Genomic DNA, 20,035 nt, shown 5'->3' on the forward strand with positions numbered 1-20,035 from the left:
GATTTGAAGCCTGCCTCGCCCGCATTCGTGGAGGAGTAATATGGGAGGCCTTTTAAAAGAGATTTATAAAAGCAGGATGTTTTATCTGTTTATTTCTCCTTTCTATATCTTGTTCTTAGTTTTTTCCGTGTTCCCCATTTTCTTCTCCATTTATCTTTCTGTTCACAAATGGGATGGAATCGGGGAAATGACGCCTGTAGGCTTCGACAACTTTGTTTACATGTTTCACGATCCCACTTTCTGGCAGGCATTAATCAACAACGTCGCGCTCTGGTTATTATCTAATGGACCTATGCTAGTCATCGCATTGATCGTAGCGTTTGTGATTAATCTGTCGATCGTGAATTTCAAGGGATTTTTTAGAATCGCCTATTTTCTGCCGAATATAACGGCTATGGTTGCCGTTGTCATAATATTTCAGTCTATGTTTGGCAATGAGTACGGGCTGATCAACTTTTTCTTTGAAAAACTTGGGCTTGATAAAATTGCCTGGTTCAATAGCAGCGCCGGTGTCAGGACCGTCATTGCCGCAATGATTGGCTGGAGATATATGGGCTACAATGCCATCATTTTTTTATCCGGCTTGCAGAGGATTCCCAAGGACTTGTATGAAGCGGCAAATCTCGACGGTGCCAGCGGATTCCAGATCTTTACCAAAATTACGATTCCAATGCTTAGACCGATTATCCTGTTCTCCGTTATGATGTCTACCATCGGCGGCTTTCAGATTTTCACGGAGCCTCAGGTGCTGGCCGGGAATCAAGCTCCTTACCCGGGCTCTGATACCATCGTGCTTTATATGTACCGGGAAGGCTTCACCTATCAGAATTATGGATATGGCGCAGCTGTATCATGGGTGCTGTTCTTCATTATTGGTATCATATCGTTATTGAACTGGAAAATCTTTAATAAATCAGACGATTAATACTAAAAGGAGCATAATAAGATGATTTCAAAAAAAATATTCGTGCATACTTTTTTGTTAATCGGTGTTATATTTTCTATATTTCCATTTTATTGGCTTGTAGTCATGTCAACGAATGAAACAAGCGCGATTTTTGCGTTTCCTCCGAAGCTGACTTTCGGCGGTTATTTTGTGATGAACTTTAACCATGTGATGGACAATATCAATTTTACACGGGCTTTCCTGAACACGGTGTTTATTGCTGTGATCAGCACTACACTGCAGCTGTTTTTCAATTCATTGACCGGATTTACTTTCGCCAAATTCAAGTTTCCGGGCTCCAAGGCGCTTTTCTATTTAATGATCCTGACGATGATGATTCCCGCACAAATGCTGCTTGTGCCACAATTCATTATTATCAAGGAGTTGGGGTGGCTGGGGAGCTACAAGGCGCTCATTGTTCCGAGTATAGCAAGCGCGTTAGGGATTTTCTGGATCAGGCAGTATGCGCTGGCCATTCACGATGATTTGCTTGAGGCTGCGCGTATCGATGGCTCCAGCAAATTCGGGCTTTATTGGCGTGTTGCGCTTCCCATCCTGAGGCCAGCCCTTGCGTTTTTGGCCATCACGACCTTCATGGGAGTTTGGGAAGATTACTTATGGCCGCTGATTGTCCTGACGGACACATCCAAATTCACGTTGATGCTGGCGCTGCAGCAATTAAAGTCAGCTCATACGGCAGATTACTCCATGGTTATGACAGGAACGCTTATGGCGACTGTTCCATTGATCATCTTCTTCCTGCTGGTTAGCCGGCAGTTCATTGCCGGGATCATGGAAGGAGCGGTTAAAAGCTAAGGACGCAGATATCGAGTAAGGTTCAGTTATTCAGAAGGCGGGGTGACAATAATGGCGCCGAAGATTAAAGACGTCGCCAGGCAAGCGGGCGTCTCTGTAACGACAGTTTCGAGGGTATTGAATGGCGAACGGTATGTCAAGGACGATCTGAAGCAAAGGGTGCAGCGGGCGATTGCCGAGCTTGGCTATACACCCAGTCATATCGCCAGAAGCCTTGTACTGAAAAAAACGAACCTTATTGGCGTAATCGTTCCCGATATTACATCGAGCTTCTATTCCACGATCCTGAGTACTATCGAGAGAACTGCAAGCCTCAATGATTACAATCTTATGCTGTGCAATATTATTGAGGATAACGATAAAGAACTGAAATATTTGCAGGTATTCAAGCAGATGCGCGTCGATGGCATTATTATCATGCATGAGAAATTAAGCGATGAAATTCGGGAGCTCATCATGAGCCTGGACATTCCGCTCTTGTTCTCCAGTGTGAAGCCGGCGAATCAGCCGTTTGTTTCCGTCATTATAGACGATTACGCGGCATCCTATGATGCAACGCGGTATTTGATCGGACTTGGACACAAGCGAATCGGATTTCTTGGCGGAGATATGAGTGACGTCACCTCAGGACAAAACCGTTACATCGGTTACACCGACGCCCTGTCCGAGAGCAGTATCCCGGTCGCTAACGACTATATCCGTTTCGGTGATTACAAAACACAAAGCGGTTATAATTTAATGAAAGAAATTCTGAATTGTGATACGCGTCCGACGGCCGTTTTTGCTGTCAGTGACGATATGGCTGTCGGCGCCATGAACTGCATCCATGACCACGGGCTGAAGGTTCCGGAGGATTTATCCGTAATTGGCTTTGACGGAAGCCAGCTGACGGAGCAGGTGCGACCGCAGTTGTCGTCTATGGAGCAGCCTATCCTGGAGATGGGCAAAGTGACGATTGAGAAGCTGCTTGATATGATTTCAGGTAACGAAGGCGCACCAGTGCATGACGTTATTCTGAAGCATAAATTAGTGGTGCGTGACAGCTGCAAGGCTTATCAGGAGCATGTTTGAATAAAGATGAAGATAAAGAAACCAAATCATAAGCGATTGGAAGAGGGAGAAAGAGTTGGAAACATTTGATGCTGTTGTAATCGGCGATGCTAATATCGATCTTGTGGTAGTAGGGTCCGGCCAGGTTCCCGAGTCTGGTCAGGAAGTTTTTGTGGACAATATGATGATCCACTTGGGCGGGGGAGCCGCTTTATTCTCGGTTTCTCTTGCAAAGCTAGGCCTTCAGGTAGCCTTTAACGGTGTTTTGGGGGATGATGCCAACGGACATTTTATTCGGAATCGTTTTGCCGAATATGGTATCGATACCAGAATGATTCAAACGAGTCAAATCCACAGTACCGGCATCTCTATTGCATTCAATCCGGAAACGGATCGATCCTTCATTACATATGCGGGATCGAATATGGAGCTGCAGGTAGACAAACTGGATCTGGACCAAATTTCCCAAGGCAAGCATGTTCATATCACCGGATATAAAGGAAGACGGAATCATGAGCAGTATGTGCAATTAGCCCGGTCGCTCAAGGAAAAGGGAATTACTCTGTCCTGCGACGTAGGCTGGGATGATTCCGGAGAATGGGACAACAGCATATTTGACTTTATGCGGTATTTTGATGTTTTCCTCATGAATGAAACGGAAGCTCTTCATTATACAGGACTTGAGAACAAGGAAGAGAGCCTTCGCTATATGAGCAAATATTGCAATCATGTAGTGGTGAAGCTTGGAGCGAGCGGTGCCATTGCCATGAAAGACGGGCTGCTGACCCGCAGCACGGCTTATAAGGTTAAAGCGGTAGATACAACCGGCGCAGGGGATTCCTTTAACGCGGGCTATCTATACGGTTTTTTATCAGGCAAGGATGTCGCCACCAGCCTTCGTTACGGAAATGCGTGCGGCGCACTTTCAGTTGGCGCTTATGGCGGAAGTACAAGCGCACCTGATCTTGAACAGTTGAACGTATTTATCAATCAGCGCGAAGAGGGTTTGAGTGTATCTGACTCAACAAGATGAAGAGGGAGACCATACCGACAATGACATTGCCAGCGTCAGTTACAGCCTTGCTTGAAGAAGCGGAAACGAAGCTTGCTGCCCATCCCAAGCTGCTGCAAATGTTCAAGAATTGTTATCCGAATACGCTTGAAACGACGACAAAATTTCTGAGTGACCAATCCGTCTATGTCATTACGGGGGACATTCCTGCCATGTGGCTCCGTGATTCAAGCGCGCAGATCAGGCATTACCTGCCGCTCGCTGCCGGGGATCACAAGCTGCAGGAATTGTTTATAGGATTAATCCGCAGGCAAATCACTTATATTCATATCGATCCCTATGCCAATGCGTTCAACGAAGAAGCAAATGACAACCGGTATGATGAAGATTTGACCGAGCTTAACCCGTGGGTCTGGGAACGGAAATATGAGATCGACTCCCTTTGTTATCCGATTCAGTTAGCCTACTTGTTCTGGAGGGAGACGGGAAGAACGGATCTGTTCGATGATGCTTTTCAAGCGACAGTGTACAAGATTATGGACCTGTGGCGAACAGAGCAAAGACATGCGGAGCAATCTCCTTACCGGTTCGCACGCATCGATTGTCCGCCAAGCGATACGCTGCGCAATAACAGAATGGGGATGCCGGTCAATTATACGGGAATGACCTGGTCAGGTTTCCGGCCAAGCGACGATGCCTGCACCTTCGGTTATTTAATTCCCTCTAATATGTTTGCTGTCGTCGTGCTTCGTTACATCGAGGAGATTGCCAGTGAAATATGGAAGGATGCAAATGGTGCGAAGCTGGGGGCGGAATTGCGTGAAGAGATCGATTTTGGCATCCGGACCTACGGCACCTTTGTACATCCGAAATACGGAAAGATCTACGCATACGAAACAGATGGTTTTGGAAACCATAACCTGATGGATGATGCCAATGTTCCCAGCTTGCTGTCCATTCCTTATTTGGGCTACACGACCTGCGAGGATCAGATCTATCAGAATACACGCCGTTTTGTGTTAAGCGCCGATAATCCTTATTACTATGAAGGTAAATTTGCAAAAGGAATCGGAAGTCCGCATACGCCGGAAGGTTATATTTGGCCAATCAGCCTGGCTATGCAGGCCCTGACATCGAAGGATGAGCGCGAAATAAGAGAAATCTTGACGACGCTGATTCAGACGGATGGGAATACGGGATACATGCACGAAGGCTTTGACAAGGATTGTCCCGAGAATTATACGCGCCCCTGGTTTGCCTGGGCCAACAGTCTGTTCAGTGAAATGATCCACGGCCTGATGAGAGACGGATACTTCGATTGATGTTTTTCCTTTAACAGAAAGGAATGGGATACATGATTCAAATCAAGAGATATTGGGAAGATCTGAACGTTCTTCAGGTGAACAGACAGCCTCCCAGGGCCTATTATATCCCCTATGCGGATGAACGGGCGGCGAAATCAGGCAAGCGGGGACAGTCCCCTTATTATCAAACCTTAAACGGAAACTGGAAATTCCAATATCACGGAACGGTTCATGATGTGAAAGAAGCTTTTTATGAGGAGACTGCCGATGTTAGCGGATGGGACGATTTAACGGTTCCGTCCTGCTGGCAGGTAAAGGGCTATGATCAGCCTCAATATACAAATTTCAATTATCCCTTTCCATGCGATCCTCCCTATGTTCCGGAAAATAATCCGGCCGGACTTTATGTGAGGGAGTTCAATGCGGCGCCAGTTGGATTAAATAAAGAACGATTTATTGTCTTTGAAGGGGTTAACGCCTGTTTTTACTTATGGGTTAACGGACAGTTTGCCGGTTACAGTCAAGGCAGCCGCATGCCGGCGGAATTCAATATATCCCCGTTCCTTCGGGAGGGGAAGAATCGTATCGCTGTCATGGTGCTGAAATGGTGCGACGGCTCCTACCTGGAAGATCAGGATCTTTGGCGGTATACGGGTATATTCCGGGATGTATATTTGCTTGCCCGTGATGCTGTCCATATCCGGGATGTATTTAATAAACAAACTTTCGAGGACGGGTTCAGCAAGGCGGCACTGGTATCGGAGATTGATACGACAGGACCTCTGGAGGTTCGTGCCGAATTGAAGGATGCCAAGGGGCGCGTCGTCGCTTCGGCACAAGAGCTCGTGGATGGCAAAGGCGCGCTCCGGTTCGAGCTGATAGATCCCGTCCTATGGAATGCCGAGAAGCCTTATCTATACCGCCTTTATGTTTATGGCGGCGGAGAAACGCTCCAGTTCCCGGTGGGCTTCAAGCAAGTTGCGATTGTGGATGGCGTATTTCTGATCAATGGACAGGCTGTCAAGCTCAAAGGCGTCAACCGGCATGACTCCCATCCGGAGCTCGGGCAGACGATTCCGGTCCAGCATATGATCAAGGACCTTATTCTAATGAAAAAACATAATATCAATACGATCAGAACTTCCCATTATCCCAATGATTCCCGCTTTATGGAGCTGTGCGATGAATACGGATTTTATGTTGTAGATGAAGCCGATCTGGAATGTCACGGAATCGGAAGCGCCGGCGATTTTCAAAATGGGGTTTTCCATAAGCTGTCCCGTGATCCGTCATGGAAGGAAGCGTTTGTGGAACGGGCTGTCCGAATGGTTGAACGGGACAAGAATCACCCCTGCGTCGTAATGTGGTCATTGGGAAATGAGTCGGGTTATGGGGCCAATCATATCGCGATGGCGGAATGGACGAAATTGCGTGATGCTTCCCTGCCCATTCATTACGAGGGGGCAGCTCCTCATTACGAAGGCAGTCCTCATGTCGAATGCCTGGATCTGGAAAGCCGGATGTATACCTCTGTGCAAGAGATAGAAGCGTATGCCCGCGATGAGAATAACAAAAAGCCGTTGTTTCTATGTGAATACAGTCATGCGATGGGGAACGGTCCCGGCGATTTGAACGATTATTGGGAAGCGATCTATCGCCATCCTAAGCTGATGGGCGGCTGCGTGTGGGAGTGGACTGATCACGGGATCAAGACAGAGACTAAGGACGGAACGCCTTTTTATGGTTATGGCGGCGATTTTGGAGATACACCCAATGACGGCAACTTCTGTATCGACGGACTTGTCACACCTGACCGCAAGCCTCACACGGGACTGCTGGAGCTCAAGAAGGTTATTGCTCCCATCCGCATCGAGGAACAAAACCTGCCAACCGGAGAGATTAAGGTCACGAACCTGTATGACTTTATTGATCTTTCCCATGCGGGCGTCTTCTGGAAGCTGGAACACGATGGACAGATGATTCACCAAGGGCAGCTGGAGCTTGGCGGGATCGAGCCTCACAGCTCACGGATTGTGAGCCTTCCATACGAACTGCCGGAGGCGGTTAATGGGCAGTTTGTCCTCACCTTATCCTGCTGGTTGAAGGAGGAAACAGCCTGGGCGGAAGCCGGGCATGAAATCACGTTCCAGCAGCTCGAATGGAAGAGCGGTGTACAAAGCGATCCGAAGCCTGAAGCGGTGCATGCGCGGCAGACGCAAATTCAAGTAGAGCAGAGGGGACATCGGCTGACGGTCGAAGGTTTTGACTTCCAGCATGAATTTGACTTGATTGAAGGCACTTTGCAGCGGTTGTCGAGGAACGGAGTGGAGATGCTGGATGCCCCCGCCCGGTTCTCGATCTGGCGGGCGCCGACAGACAATGATATGCATGTGAAGGAAAAATGGCGTGATGAAGGCTATGACCGGGCATTCACCAAGGTGTATCAATGCGATTGGGAACAAACCGGCGAAGGGGCAATCGAAGTCAGAACCCGGTTCTCTATAGGCGCTGTTTCCCGCTTTACGATCCTGCGAGGTGAAGCATGCTGGAGGGTGAGCCCGAGTGGAGCGGTCGATCTGCTGGTAAAGGTGAAGATGGGGGAAGAGCGCGAGTTTCCTTATCTGCCCCGCTTCGGACTGAGGCTGTCCATGCCGCAAGGGATGGAGGAAGTCGAGTATTCCGGCTTCGGGCCGCATGAGAGCTACATCGACAAGCGCCAAAGCGTCAGAAGAGGCCGGTTCCTGACAAGCGTTGACGAAATGTTCGAAAACTACATCATGCCTCAGGAAAATGGTGCGAGGTATGGTACGGATTGGGCAATCCTATCCAATGAGCAGGGCATGGGCCTTCAATTCTCCGCATCGGAGGGATTCTCCTTCCACGCATCGCATTTTACGCCGGAGGACCTGACGAATGCCGCACACAGCTGGGAGCTGGCGAAGAGAAAGGAAACGATCGTCCATCTGGATTACCGGATGAGCGGCGTAGGCTCCAATTCCTGCGGACCGGAGCTGGCTGAGCCCTACCGTCTGAACGAAAAGGAATTCCAGTTCGAACTCAGGCTGAAGCCGCTGTTTAAAGAGGATGAATAAAAGCTCGCTGAGATATGCCAAGGAGGTAATAAGATGAAATATATGCAGATTGAAGGAGTAAACAAGCAAATTTCCCGTCTGATCATGGGGACAGGGGATTTGAGGAACTTGGGCGAGTCCGAGCGGATGATGCTGGATGCCTATATTCAAGCCGGAGGCAATGCTTTTGATACGGCTCATCAGTATCGGGGAAGAGAACAAATACTCGGGAGTTGGCTGGCGGAAAAGCAGCTGCGGGAGCAGGTCGTCATTCTTTCCAAGGGCGCCCATCACGATGACGGGAGTCCGGGTCCGCGGGTCAATCCGCAGGCGATCAGAAAAGATTTGATGGAGAGCCTGGAAAGGCTGGGCACCGATTATGTGGATTTGTACGCTCTTCACCGCGATGATCCGAGCGTAGCGGTCGGACCGATTATGGAGGAATTGAATGAGCATCTTCAAGCCAAGCGGATTCGGGCAATCGGCGCTTCCAACTGGTCGTACCAGCGCATCCAGGAAGCCAATGAATATGCCGCCGGGCACAAGCTGACAGGCTTTGCCTTCAGCAGCTCCAATCTGAGCCTGGCGAAGCCTATCGAACCCAGATGGGAAGGCGTTGTGTCGGCTGACGAGGATACCTGCCGCTGGCATGCGGGCAATCAGCTGCCGCTGCTGTCCTGGTCTGCTCAAGCGGGTGGATTTTTCTCGGGGAACTTTACGCCGGAAGACCGGTCCAATGAGGAAATGGTAAGAGTTTATTACAGCAGCGGCAACTGGGAACGGTACCGCCGCACCGTGAAGCTGGCGGAAGAGAAGCAGGTTACTCCTATACAAATTGCCTTATCCTATGTTCTCTACCAGCCTTTCCCGACCAGCGCAATTATCGGGCCGCGTAATCCGGAGGAGCTTGAGTCTTCCATTCTGTCGTTGAATCTTGAATTAACCGCACAGGAAGTGGAATGGCTGGATTTACAAAGGGAGGAAATTTCAAAATGATCAGACATCAACTGGCTGCACAGCTGTATACATTGCGAAACGAAATTAAACAGGATTTTGAAGCCGTCCTTCGAGATTTGAGCAAAATGGGTTGGGCTGCCGTTCAAATCGACGGGCTGCACGGCAACTCCGCCCGGGATATCTCTTCTCTTATGAAGGAGCTGGGATTGAAAACCGCAGGCATGCATGTCGGTCTTGAACGGATGAAGACGGATCTGGATGCTGTCCTTAAGGAAGCGGACCTGTTCGAAACGAAAGATTTCATCTGCCACTCGCTGCCGGATGGCCTGCAGAATCTGGAAGGGTACAGGAGTGTGCGGAAAGATCTGCTTGATGTAGCCGCCAAAGTAAAAGGCATGGACTACAGGGTGGGTTACCATAATCATGACTTTGAATTTCATACCCTGATCGACGGTAAGTTTGCCCTCGAATATCTGCTTGAGGATCCGGCTGTTTATGCCGAAATCGATACGTATTGGGTTCTGAAAGCCGACCAGGATCCGCTTACGTTCATTCGCAATTACGCTAATCGCATGCCGATTCTGCATTTGAAGGATATGACGGCAGACGATCGGCGAACATTCGCGGAAATTGGTACCGGCCTTATCGATTTTGCTCCCATTCTCCGCTGGGGCCAGGATCATGGAGTCGAATGGTTCGCCGTAGAACAGGATTACTGCCCGGGAAAACCGATGGACAGCTTGGCACTGAGCCTGGAAAATTTGTTGAAGCTGGAGCAGGCTCTCTAAAGTTGAGTCCCGAAGGGTGAGGATGACATGTTATTTGCAGAAAAGAAGCTGAAGGCGAGGCTGCATGAGTTAAGCGAGACCCGCTATCGCAATCTTATACCGCTCGGGAGCTTCTCCGCAGCGGAGGACGAGCATGGCGCAGCAGGGGCAAGGCCAATGGACGTCTCTCCGACGTTTGAGCTGAAGACCGGAGATAGCTGGAGCGGCCGCGACCGGTATATCTGGCTCTCCCGCAGCATTGAGGTTCCTCAGGAATGGAACGGTAAAACGGTGCTTGCGCTCTTCGACTTCGGTGAGACCGGCGGAGGCAACAATGAGGGCTTTGAATCGCTGCTTTACTGGAACGGCTCTCCGTATCAAGGCGTCGATTCCTACCATCAAGAGGTTTTTCTGCCGGAGCAATCCGCCGGAACATCCGGAAGATTGGATATCCGGCTGTGGTCCGGTCTGGACGGAGGCGGCAAGCCGCGCGAGATAAAGCATACGATAAACCGTGCCGATCTGTGCTGGTTGGATGAAAGGGTTGACGATTTCTACTACACGGGAACCGCTGTTCTTGAAACGGTTCAGGTGCTGGATGCAGGAAGCCCTGATCGCATGGGTCTTATCAAAGCGCTGGACCGCGCATTCCTCAAGGTGGATTGGTCCGAGCCCGGCTCTGCTGCTTATTATGATTCGGTATATGAAGCAAGAGAGCTGCTATCTGCCGAATTGACCCGATTCGAGAAGCATCATCAGGTTACGGTCACCTGTGTCGGACATACGCATATCGACGTTGCGTGGCTCTGGAGACTGAAGCATACCCGGGAGAAATCCGCCCGTTCATTTTCTACTGTCCTGCGGTTGATGGAACGCTTCCCTGACTATGTGTTTTTGCAGACGCAGCCTCAGTTATACGCCTATATCAAGAAGGATTACCCGGAAATCTACGAGCAAATTCGAGACCGGATCCGTGAAGGGCGCTGGGAGATTGGCGGCGGCATGTGGCTGGAGGCGGATTGCAATCTGACCTCCGGGGAATCGCTGGTGCGGCAGTTCCTGTTTGGAACCCGGTTCATGCGAGAGGAATTTGGCGTGGAGAGCACGTACCTGTGGCTGCCCGATGTCTTCGGATACAGCTGGGCGCTGCCGCAAATTTTGAAGAAATCCGGTTTCAAAACCTTTATGACTACGAAAATCAGCTGGAACCAGTTCAACCGGATGCCGCATGACACCTTCAAATGGCGCGGAATCGACGGCTCCGAGGTTCTGACGCATTTTATTACGACACCGGACGATTGGGAAGGAGCCAACAACTTCTTCTATACCTATAACGGCTTGATCTCGCCGGAAACCGTCAAAGGGGCATGGGACGGCTATCAGGACAAAGAAGTGAATCAAGAGCTTCTGCTGTCTTATGGTTATGGCGATGGAGGCGGCGGCGTTAACCGGGAGATGCTTGAGATGCGCCGCCGCCTGGAGACGATGCCTGGTCTGCCGAATGTGAAGGCTGGGCGGGCGGATGATTACTTCGACCGTTTGCATGAAACCGTCGAGGAGACCGACCGCTACGTGCATGTATGGGACGGGGAGCTCTACCTCGAATATCATCGCGGCACCTATACAAGCCAGGCTTACAATAAACGGATGAACCGCAAGCTCGAGCTTCTCTACCGCGAGACGGAATGGCTGAGCGCGCTGGCTGTCTTGATGGGCAGCGACTGGAGCCGTTATCGCCAAGAGCAGCTGAACAGCGGATGGACCATCATTCTGCGCAATCAGTTTCATGATATCATTCCCGGTTCTTCCATTAAGGAAGTGTACGCGGACAGCAAAGAGGAGTATGCGCAAGCCTTATCGATTGCCACAGAAGCTTGGAACGAGGCCGCTTCCCTTGTTGGCAGCAGACAGGAACAAGGTACATGGACCGTCTTTAACAGCTCGTCCTGGAAACGAAACGATTTGCTGGAAATAACCGGGGAGAATGTGCCTCCCGGAAGCATATGGACGAATCAGGATGGCCAAAGACTGGTTTCGCAGTATGCCAATGGACGCTGGCTCGTTGAAGCTTCCGGTCTGCCTTCTTTAGGCATGGCAGCCATTCATTATGCGGTTGATTCCGCGCAGCCGTCTGGCGGAATTGCCGAAGCTCCCTTCATTATAGAGGGCAGCCTGCTTAAGACACCTCATTATGAGATCGAGTGGAACGAATCCGGCCAATTGGTTCGCATTTACGACCTGGACAATCGCCGGAATGTTCTGGCCAATGACGCAATTGGCAATGTGCTGCAGGTATTTGAAGACAAGCCGCTTAATTTTGATGCCTGGGATATCGATATTTTCTATCAGGAAAAGATGCGGACAATCTCCGAGCTGCTTTCTGTCGAGCTTGTGGAAACTGGTCCGCTCGCAGCGGTTGTTGAATTCAAGTGGCGCTACGGGAAGTCCGGGATATCGCAGCGGATGATGGTTTATTCAGGAAGCAGACGGATTGATTTCCGTACGCACATCAACTGGCAGGAGCACCAGCAGCTGTTGAAGGTCGCTTTCCCCGTGGATGTGCGCTCCACAGAGGCTACCTATGATATTCAGTTCGGGAATGTTAAACGTTCCACGCATTGGAACACAAGCTGGGACCTGGCGAGATTCGAATCGGTCGGCCATCAATGGGCGGATTTATCCGAACGCGGATACGGCGTAAGCCTGCTGAACGATTGCAAATACGGCTATGACATCAAGGATAATGTGATCCGGCTGTCGTTGTTGAAATCGGCCATTAATCCGGATCCGGATGCGGATATCGGCGAGCATTCCTTTGTCTATGCGCTCCTCCCGCATGAGGGAGACTGGTATGCTGGCGGTACCGTTCAAGAGGCGTGGTCACTGAATAACCCGCTGACCGCCTTCGAAGGAGGAGCGGATCTCCATTCGCTTTCGATGTTCCGATTGTCCGCTCCCAATGTGATGGTGGATGCCGTCAAGAAAGCGGAGGACGGCGAGCAGCTGGTGCTGCGTGTCCATGAGTTTGCGGGTATCCGCACTCAAGTGAAGCTCGGCAGCGATCTTCGAATCCGCTCGCTGGAGGAATGCGATCTGATGGAACGCAAGCTTGGAGAGGCCGGGATTCATGATGGCGAATTCGCGCTGAAGCCATATGAAATCAAGACCTTTCTTGTACAGCTTGAGGTTAAATCATGAAATCTGATATAAATGAGGTTTTGCCGATGAAAACGATCCGATTGACCATGGCACAGGCTTTGCTGAAGTTTTTGGACCAGCAGTATTTGTCCGTGGATGGCGAAGAAACCAAGTTTGTCCGGGGCTTCATGGGTATCTTTGGACACGGCAATGTAACGGGGCTTGGCGAAGCGCTCGAGCGGCAGGCCGGCGAGCTGATATTCATCCAGGGCAAAAATGAACAAGGGATGGTTCATGCCGCTACCGCATATGCCAAGCAGAAGAATCGCCGCCAGATCTTTGCCTGCACGACCTCGATTGGACCGGGTGCGCTCAACATGGTGACTGGCGCAGCGACGGCGACAGTCAACCGTATTCCGGTCCTGCTGCTGCCGGGAGATAACTTTGCCTCCCGCCAGCCGGATCCTGTGCTGCAGCAGCTGGAGGTTCCAACCGATTATTCGATCTCTGCGACTGATGCTTTCAAGCCAGTCAGCAAGTTCTGGGATCGGATCATCCGCCCGGAGCAGCTGATGTCGTCGCTGCTTCATGCGATGCGGGTGCTCACTGACCCTGTGGAGACTGGCGCCGTGACATTGGCGCTGCCCCAGGATGTTCAGGCGGAGGCTTACGATTATCCGGCTTCTTTCTTCGAGAAGCGCATCCACACCCTTGACCGCCGTCCGGCCTCTCCTCATGCGATTGAGCGTGCGGCGGATTTGGTTGCGGGCAAGAAGAAGCCGCTGATTATTGCAGGCGGCGGCGTGCATTATGCGGCTGCAGCGCGGGAACTGCTTGCGTTCGCTGAAGCCTTCGGTATTCCCGTGGCGGAGACGCAGGCTGGAAAAAGCGCTGTCCCGTGGAATCATCCTCTGAGTCTTGGCGGCGTCGGTGCAACCGGCACGCTTGCGGCCAACAGGATCGCCGCAGAAGCGGATTTGATCATCGGCGTCGGCACACGGTTTTCTGATTTTACGACAGCCTCCAAATCCGCCTTCCAGAATCCGGATGCCGCTTTCCTGAACCTGAATATCAGCGCATTCGATGCGGTCAAGATGGATGCCGCAGTGATTACGGCTGATGCGAAGGAAGCGATCGCTGCCCTGCAGGAAGCTTTAACCAAGCGAGGGTACCGCTCCGGCTATACAGAAGGAAGAATCAGCGGCCTCAAAGCAGAGTGGGATGAAGAAGTTAATCGCCTGTATGCGCTGGAAAGCAATGAGGGATTGACTCAGACGAGAGCGATCGGCGTCATTAACGGATTTGTAGAACCGACAGACGTCATTGTCTGCGCTGCCGGCAGCCTGCCTGGCGACCTGCATCGGGTCTGGAGGTCTGTCGAGCCCAAGACGTATCATATGGAATATGGATTCTCCTGCATGGGCTATGAAATCAGCGGCGCTTTCGGCGCAGCTCTCGCGGAGCCGTCCCGGAATGTATATTCATTCGTAGGCGACGGCAGCTATCTGATGCTGCACTCCGAGTTTGTAACCGCCATTCAAGAAGGCGTGAAGCTGACCGTGCTGCTGTTCGACAATCATGGCTTTCAGTGCATTCACAACCTGCAGCGCGGACATGGCAGCGACGGCTTCGGCAATGAATTCCGCTTCCGCGCCAAGGAGACGGGCCGCTTAAACGGTTCCTATATGCCGATCGACTTCGCCGCGCATGCCCGCAGTCTGGGGGCAGCGTCATATACGGCGCGGACGGCGGACGAGCTGGAGCAAGCCCTTCGGCAGGCCAAATCGGAACCGGGACCGGTGCTTGTGGAGATTAAGGTGCTTCCGGAGACGAACACGGACAGCTACGAGTCATGGTGGCATGTCGGCGTACCCGAGGTGTCGGTGAGCGGCAAGGTGCTGGAAGCGCACCAGCAAATGCGCAAGAATGTGAAGGCTGCACGGCCTTACTAAGGATTGGACGGAACATTCAAATATAGATGGTTAAGGCCTGCCCATTATTGAGCAGGCCAGCCTACGACAGGCCGCTGGCCTGCACATGGGAGAAGGTGGGGGTAACACAGGCATCCGCCTGCAGGGAGCCTCTCCAACCGAATCGAAAGAAGGGATTAAGATGGAAACTGTTTCATTTGCCACAGGCAAAGCTCTTGATTTTGTGGCGATCGGCCGTCTGTGCATCGATTTGAACGCGAATGAGATTAATCGTCCGATGGAAGAGACCATGACATTCACGAAATATGTGGGCGGTTCACCGGCCAACATCTGTATCGGCATGTCCCGGCTTGGCATGAAATCAGCCTTCATCGGCAAAGTGGCCGATGACCAGATGGGCCGGTTTATCGTCCAATATTTGCAGAATAACGATATTGAAACATCCGGAATTACTACAGACCGGACAGGCGCGGTAACGGGTCTTGCATTCACGGAAATCAAAAGTCCGGAGGATTGCAGCATTCTGATGTACCGCGATCATGTCGCCGATTTGCTGCTGGCGCCGGAAGAAGTCGACGAGTCGCTGATTGCGGGCAGCAAGGTACTGCTTGTTTCCGGTACGGCACTGGCGAAAAGCCCCTCCCGGGAAGCCGTGCTGCTTGCTCTCCAATACGCCCGCAAACACGGAACAAAGGTCATCTTCGATATCGACTATCGCCCTTATACATGGACATCTCCCGAGGAAACGGCGATCTATTACCATCTGGCAGCCGAAAAAAGCGATATCATTATCGGAACCCGGGAAGAATTCGATATGCTGGAGCGGTTCGCCGTGAATCCGACCCGCAGCGATGAAGTAACAGCCGCGCAATGGTTCGGCTGTCATGCCGAGATCGTCGTCATCAAGCACGGCAAGGACGGCTCCATCGCCTACGGCAAGGATGGCAGCTCTCACCGGGGCTCGATATTTCCCGCCAAGGTCATTAAGACGTTCGGGGCGGGCGATTCCTATGCGGCAGGTTTTATCTATGGTCTGATGCAGGGATGGAGTCCAGCCCGCAGCATGGAATTCGGCAGTGCTTCCGCCTCCATCGTTATTTCCAGTCACAGCAGCTCCGACGCCATGCCGACTGTCATGCAGGTTGAACAATTTATGCTCGCTTCCAAACAAGCTTAATCCGAAAGGGGAATTCCCGATATGTCTCAAACGAATACGCCAGCTCAGTTAAAAAATTTCATCGGAGGCGAATGGATCGCTTCCACATCAGGCAATTATGATCCTGTATATAATCCGGCAACGGAAGAAATTCTAGCCTACGTTCCCTTGTCCTCCAAACGGGATCTTGATCAGGCCGTCCTAAATGCCAAAGACACTTTCAAAACATGGAGCAAAACACCGGTTCCCCGCCGGGCCCGTATTTTGTTCAAATATCAGCAGCTGCTGGTGGATCACTGGGATGAGCTTGCCAGAATCATTACAATGGAAAATGGAAAAAATTATCAAGAGGCTCACGGTGAAGTGCTGCGCGGCATCGAATGTGTTGAATTCGCCGCAGGAGCACCTTCGCTGATGATGGGCAAACAGCTTCCGGACATCGCCACCAACATAGAATCGGGCATGTACCGCTATCCGATAGGCGTTGTAGGCGGAATTACGCCGTTCAATTTCCCGATGATGGTTCCTTGCTGGATGTTTCCTCTGGCCATTGCCTGTGGCAATACATTCGTGCTGAAACCGTCCGAGCGTACACCGCTTCTTGCAAAGCGTCTTGTTGAGCTCTTCAAGGAAGCGGGCCTGCCGGACGGTGTTCTGAACCTGGTGCATGGAGCGCATGATGTCGTCAACGGTCTGCTGGAGCATCCGGACGTCAAGGCGATTTCATTCGTCGGCTCCCAGCCGGTCGCCGAGTATGTGTACAAAACCGGAACAGCGCATGGCAAACGGGTACAGGCCCTCGCAGGCGCGAAGAACCACACCATCGTTATGCCGGATGCGGATATGGATAATACGGTCGCACAAATTGTTAATGCGGCATTTGGCTCCGCCGGTGAACGATGCATGGCATGTGCCGTTGTTGTCGCAGTCGGCGAAGCGGCTGAGATGCTTACCGGCAAGCTCGTCGCAGCGGCAGACGAACTCACCATCGGCAACGGTATGGAAGAGGGAGTTTTCCTCGGTCCTGTCATCAGGGAACAGCATAAGGAACGTACACTGGGATATATCGAAGCAGGCGTGAAGGAAGGAGCAGCGCTGATTCGCGATGGACGCAAGGATGCCGCAATCAGCGGCGACGGATACTTTGTCGGGCCGACGATTTTTGATCAGGTATCCAGCGACATGAAGATCTGGAAAGATGAAATATTCGCGCCGGTGCTGTCAGTTGTGCGCGTAGACAGCCTGGAGGAAGCCATTGATCTGGCCAACCGCTCGGAATTTGCGAACGGTGCCTGCATCTTTACCCGGGATGGCGGGAATGTCCGGCAGTTCCGTGAAACGATCGACGCAGGAATGCTTGGTGTAAATCTGGGTGTTCCGGCTCCGATGGCCTTCTTTCCATTCTCGGGCTGGAAGAAATCATTTTACGGCGATTTGCATGCGAATGGAACGGACGGCGTCGAGTTCTATACGAGAAAGAAAATGGTAACCTCCCGCTGGTAAGCTTAAGGTCTCCCTTGCAGAATAAGGTTGTTCTCATTACACTTATAAAAAAAGGAGGATGGGGAAATGCCGCTGGTTTCGATGAAGGAAATGTTGAATGAAGCTGTCAGGGGCCGATACGCTGTCGGTCAGTTTAATCTGAATAATCTGGAGTTTACACAAGCGATTCTGCAGGCTGCCGAGGAGGAGCGAGCTCCGGTTATTCTTGGTTTGAGCGAGGGATATATCGTCTATATGGGCGGTCTGTCCTGCATTGCCGGAATGGTCCGGTCGCTCGTTGATTACTATCGGATCACGGTGCCTGTTGCCCTGCATCTTGATCACGGTACGTCCTACGAGCTTTGCGCAGAAGCAATCCGCGCCGGCTTTACGTCTGTTATGATCGACGCTTCCCATCACGGGCTCGAGGAGAATATCCGGATTACGCAAAAGGTTGTTGAGGAAGCGCATCGTTACAATATCTCTGTGGAGGCCGAGCTGGGCCGAATCGGCGGACGGGAAGACGATCTCGTCGTCAACGAAGCGGAAGCGATGTATGCGGTGCCTGAGGAATGCGTCCGGCTGGCAAAGGAAACCGGCATCGATTGTCTGGCTCCTGCGCTGGGCTCTGTGCACGGTCCGTACCGCGGCGAGCCAAAGCTTGGATTCGACAGGATGGAGACAATCGGGCGATTGACCGGCTTGCCGCTTGTTCTGCATGGCGGCAGCGGTATTCCGGCTGACCAGATCCGGCGGGCGATTGAGCTGGGCACAGCCAAAATCAACGTGAATACGGAAAATCAAATGGCCAACACGGCCGCAATCCGCGCTTATTTGACGGAAAATGATTCCGAATATGACCCGCGCAAATATTTGGGGGCAGGACGGGAAGCTGTGAAGCGGAGCGTGCAGGCCAAAATTCGCGAGTTCGGTTCATCCGGCAAAGCAAACGCGTAACCGATGACGGATTCGAGTCATACTTAGGAGAGGTGGTCCAGATGAGCGATCTTATCATAAAACCAAGTCAGATCCCGGATGCCGAAGGCAATCTGCTCCGGATTACGCCGGAGTCCGCAGGCTGGGAGCATGTCGGCTTCGAAGTATATGCGCTGGGCAGCGGTGAACGGCTTAGCCGCCCAACCGGCAATCAGGAAGCCTGCATCGTTGTCCTCGGAGGCAAAGCGGATGTTGCCACGGACAAATTGGAATGGAAGCAGATCGGCGAGCGCATGAGCGTGTTTGAGAAGATTCCGCCTTATTCCGTATATGTTCCTTCCGGAGACAGCTTTGCCGTAACGGCGCTGACCGAGCTGAGAATCGCTGTCTGCTGGGCCCCGGGCAAAGGGTCGCAGCCTGCGCGTCTGATCGCTCCCGGGCAGGTGGGGGTCGAGCTTCGTGGACAAGGAAGCACAGAGCGGCTCATTCACAACATTTTGCCGGAATCCGAGGCAGCGGACAGCTTGCTGGTCGTTGAGGTGTTTACCCCGGGCGGCCATTGGTCCAGCTACCCGCCGCATAAGCATGACAGAAATTTTCTGCCGGAGGAATCCCTGCTGGAGGAGACCTACTATTACCAAGTCCAGCCGGAGCAGGGATTCGCGGTACAGCGGGTGTATACGGATGACGGGTCGCTGAACGAGACGCTTTCCGTTGCGAGCGGCGAAGCCGTACTCGTGCCCAGGGGTTATCATCCGGTATCTGCGCCGCCCGGCTATGAGGTCTATTATTTGAACGTGATGGCGGGACCGGTCCGCACGTGGAAGTTCTATAATGATCCGAATCACGCCTGGCTTATGCCGAAGCCGGCGAATCTGCCGGGAGTCTGATAATCCCGGGTAATGCCTGCTGCAAAGACGCATGTATATCATAAATGCTGCATATTGAAATTGTGGAGGAGCATCCGATGTGGTGCTCCTTTCTTTAAAGCAGTTGCTAGTTCTAGTGGAGGAGCTGGCTAACTACGACAAACGAATAAGCAGCTTATTCGAGAAGCATTACGATGCCGAGATATTTAGAGACCTGCGTGGATCCGGCAAAAGGCTTGCTCCCCAGCCCTTAGCTGAATGGGGTGACAATCGTTCTTTGTACTCCTCGTGTTCCAGTGTACAGGCTCTAGCCGGCACTTCACCGGTTGCATTTCAAAGCGGTAAATACTCCAAAGCTCGAAGAAGCACTTCCTGTGTGAAGCCATTTCGAAATGCACTTCATGAGCTCGCATGGTGCTCTGCTAGATGGGAACCTTGGGCGAAAGATCCACTTGACGACAGGAATAGTCTAGTCACCAATCCGAACATACATTCTATATTGACATAGAGGGTCTTACCCTTGGCTAACAGTTCCTACTGCCAAGCCTGTAGAGGACTTTCACCGCCAAGTTATCGCCCATGCCGGGCGCGCCACAAATA

Annotated in this window: 15 protein-coding genes; all 15 read left to right on the forward strand. The window is 51.7% G+C overall.

Going from position 1 to position 20,035, the window contains the following annotated elements; all coding sequences use genetic code 11:
* Positions 1 to 40: 40 nt before the first annotated feature.
* Positions 41 to 925 carry a carbohydrate ABC transporter permease gene (locus AC0YOA_RS08505; protein ID WP_475786236.1) on the forward strand — a complete coding sequence of 295 codons (885 nt, stop codon included), beginning with the start codon at positions 41 to 43 and terminating at the stop codon, positions 923 to 925.
* A gap of 21 nt (positions 926 to 946) precedes the next feature.
* Positions 947 to 1,762 (forward strand): carbohydrate ABC transporter permease, encoded by an 816-nt coding sequence (locus tag AC0YOA_RS08510; RefSeq protein ID WP_210037807.1) that lies wholly within the window; start codon positions 947 to 949, stop codon positions 1,760 to 1,762.
* A gap of 51 nt (positions 1,763 to 1,813) precedes the next feature.
* Entirely contained in the window at positions 1,814 to 2,833 is a 1,020-nt protein-coding gene (locus tag AC0YOA_RS08515; RefSeq protein ID WP_475786237.1) for a LacI family DNA-binding transcriptional regulator, read from the forward strand.
* A 55-nt stretch (positions 2,834 to 2,888) separates the two neighbouring features.
* Positions 2,889 to 3,845 (forward strand): carbohydrate kinase family protein, encoded by a 957-nt coding sequence (locus AC0YOA_RS08520; RefSeq protein WP_475786238.1) that lies wholly within the window; start codon positions 2,889 to 2,891, stop codon positions 3,843 to 3,845.
* 20 nt (positions 3,846 to 3,865) lie between these two features.
* Positions 3,866 to 5,146 (forward strand): glycoside hydrolase family 125 protein, encoded by a 1,281-nt coding sequence (locus AC0YOA_RS08525; RefSeq protein WP_475786239.1) that lies wholly within the window; start codon positions 3,866 to 3,868, stop codon positions 5,144 to 5,146.
* Positions 5,147 to 5,178: 32 nt separating this feature from the next.
* Positions 5,179 to 8,220: a glycoside hydrolase family 2 TIM barrel-domain containing protein gene (locus AC0YOA_RS08530; protein WP_475786240.1), complete on the forward strand. Its 3,042-nt coding sequence runs from the start codon at positions 5,179 to 5,181 to the stop codon at positions 8,218 to 8,220.
* A gap of 33 nt (positions 8,221 to 8,253) precedes the next feature.
* Entirely contained in the window at positions 8,254 to 9,195 is a 942-nt protein-coding gene (locus AC0YOA_RS08535; RefSeq protein ID WP_475786241.1) for an aldo/keto reductase, read from the forward strand.
* Positions 9,192 to 9,944, forward strand: coding sequence for a sugar phosphate isomerase/epimerase family protein (locus AC0YOA_RS08540; protein ID WP_475786242.1), 753 nt, complete (start codon positions 9,192 to 9,194; stop codon positions 9,942 to 9,944). Before AC0YOA_RS08535 ends, AC0YOA_RS08540 begins: the two co-directional genes overlap by 4 nt.
* Positions 9,945 to 9,971: 27 nt before the next feature.
* Positions 9,972 to 13,121 carry an alpha-mannosidase gene (locus AC0YOA_RS08545; RefSeq protein ID WP_475786243.1) on the forward strand — a complete coding sequence of 1,050 codons (3,150 nt, stop codon included), beginning with the start codon at positions 9,972 to 9,974 and terminating at the stop codon, positions 13,119 to 13,121.
* Between the two features lie 26 nt (positions 13,122 to 13,147).
* Positions 13,148 to 15,013: a 3D-(3,5/4)-trihydroxycyclohexane-1,2-dione acylhydrolase (decyclizing) gene (gene iolD / locus AC0YOA_RS08550; RefSeq protein ID WP_475786244.1), complete on the forward strand. Its 1,866-nt coding sequence runs from the start codon at positions 13,148 to 13,150 to the stop codon at positions 15,011 to 15,013.
* A 160-nt stretch (positions 15,014 to 15,173) separates the two neighbouring features.
* Positions 15,174 to 16,169 (forward strand): 5-dehydro-2-deoxygluconokinase, encoded by a 996-nt coding sequence (gene iolC / locus AC0YOA_RS08555; protein WP_475786245.1) that lies wholly within the window; start codon positions 15,174 to 15,176, stop codon positions 16,167 to 16,169.
* 21 nt (positions 16,170 to 16,190) lie between these two features.
* Positions 16,191 to 17,651, forward strand: coding sequence for a CoA-acylating methylmalonate-semialdehyde dehydrogenase (locus AC0YOA_RS08560; RefSeq protein WP_475786246.1), 1,461 nt, complete (start codon positions 16,191 to 16,193; stop codon positions 17,649 to 17,651).
* 66 nt (positions 17,652 to 17,717) lie between these two features.
* Positions 17,718 to 18,587, forward strand: coding sequence for a class II fructose-1,6-bisphosphate aldolase (fba, locus tag AC0YOA_RS08565; RefSeq protein WP_475786247.1), 870 nt, complete (start codon positions 17,718 to 17,720; stop codon positions 18,585 to 18,587).
* Positions 18,588 to 18,628: 41 nt separating this feature from the next.
* Positions 18,629 to 19,456, forward strand: a complete 828-nt coding sequence (iolB, locus tag AC0YOA_RS08570; RefSeq protein ID WP_475786248.1) for a 5-deoxy-glucuronate isomerase — start codon at positions 18,629 to 18,631, stop codon at positions 19,454 to 19,456.
* A 115-nt stretch (positions 19,457 to 19,571) separates the two neighbouring features.
* Positions 19,572 to 19,943: a transposase gene (locus tag AC0YOA_RS08575; protein ID WP_475786639.1), complete on the forward strand. Its 372-nt coding sequence runs from the start codon at positions 19,572 to 19,574 to the stop codon at positions 19,941 to 19,943.
* The last annotated feature ends 92 nt before the right edge of the window (positions 19,944 to 20,035 follow it).

The sequence above is a fragment of the Paenibacillus sp. JT22N12 genome, from assembly GCF_056269365.1.

Bases quoted from the DNA above. Each gene is read 5' to 3' on its own strand.
- AC0YOA_RS08505 (WP_475786236.1), top strand. From the start codon at position 41: ATGGGAGGCCTTTTAAAAGAGATTTATAAAAGCAGGATGTTTTATCTG.
- AC0YOA_RS08510 (WP_210037807.1), top strand. From the start codon at position 947: ATGATTTCAAAAAAAATATTCGTGCATACTTTTTTGTTAATCGGTGTT.
- AC0YOA_RS08515 (WP_475786237.1), top strand. From the start codon at position 1,814: ATGGCGCCGAAGATTAAAGACGTCGCCAGGCAAGCGGGCGTCTCTGTA.
- AC0YOA_RS08525 (WP_475786239.1), top strand. From the start codon at position 3,866: ATGACATTGCCAGCGTCAGTTACAGCCTTGCTTGAAGAAGCGGAAACG.
- AC0YOA_RS08530 (WP_475786240.1), top strand. From the start codon at position 5,179: ATGATTCAAATCAAGAGATATTGGGAAGATCTGAACGTTCTTCAGGTG.
- AC0YOA_RS08535 (WP_475786241.1), top strand. From the start codon at position 8,254: ATGAAATATATGCAGATTGAAGGAGTAAACAAGCAAATTTCCCGTCTG.
- AC0YOA_RS08540 (WP_475786242.1), top strand. From the start codon at position 9,192: ATGATCAGACATCAACTGGCTGCACAGCTGTATACATTGCGAAACGAA.
- AC0YOA_RS08545 (WP_475786243.1), top strand. From the start codon at position 9,972: ATGTTATTTGCAGAAAAGAAGCTGAAGGCGAGGCTGCATGAGTTAAGC.
- iolD (WP_475786244.1), top strand. From the start codon at position 13,148: ATGAAAACGATCCGATTGACCATGGCACAGGCTTTGCTGAAGTTTTTG.
- iolC (WP_475786245.1), top strand. From the start codon at position 15,174: ATGGAAACTGTTTCATTTGCCACAGGCAAAGCTCTTGATTTTGTGGCG.
- AC0YOA_RS08560 (WP_475786246.1), top strand. From the start codon at position 16,191: ATGTCTCAAACGAATACGCCAGCTCAGTTAAAAAATTTCATCGGAGGC.
- fba (WP_475786247.1), top strand. From the start codon at position 17,718: ATGCCGCTGGTTTCGATGAAGGAAATGTTGAATGAAGCTGTCAGGGGC.
- iolB (WP_475786248.1), top strand. From the start codon at position 18,629: ATGAGCGATCTTATCATAAAACCAAGTCAGATCCCGGATGCCGAAGGC.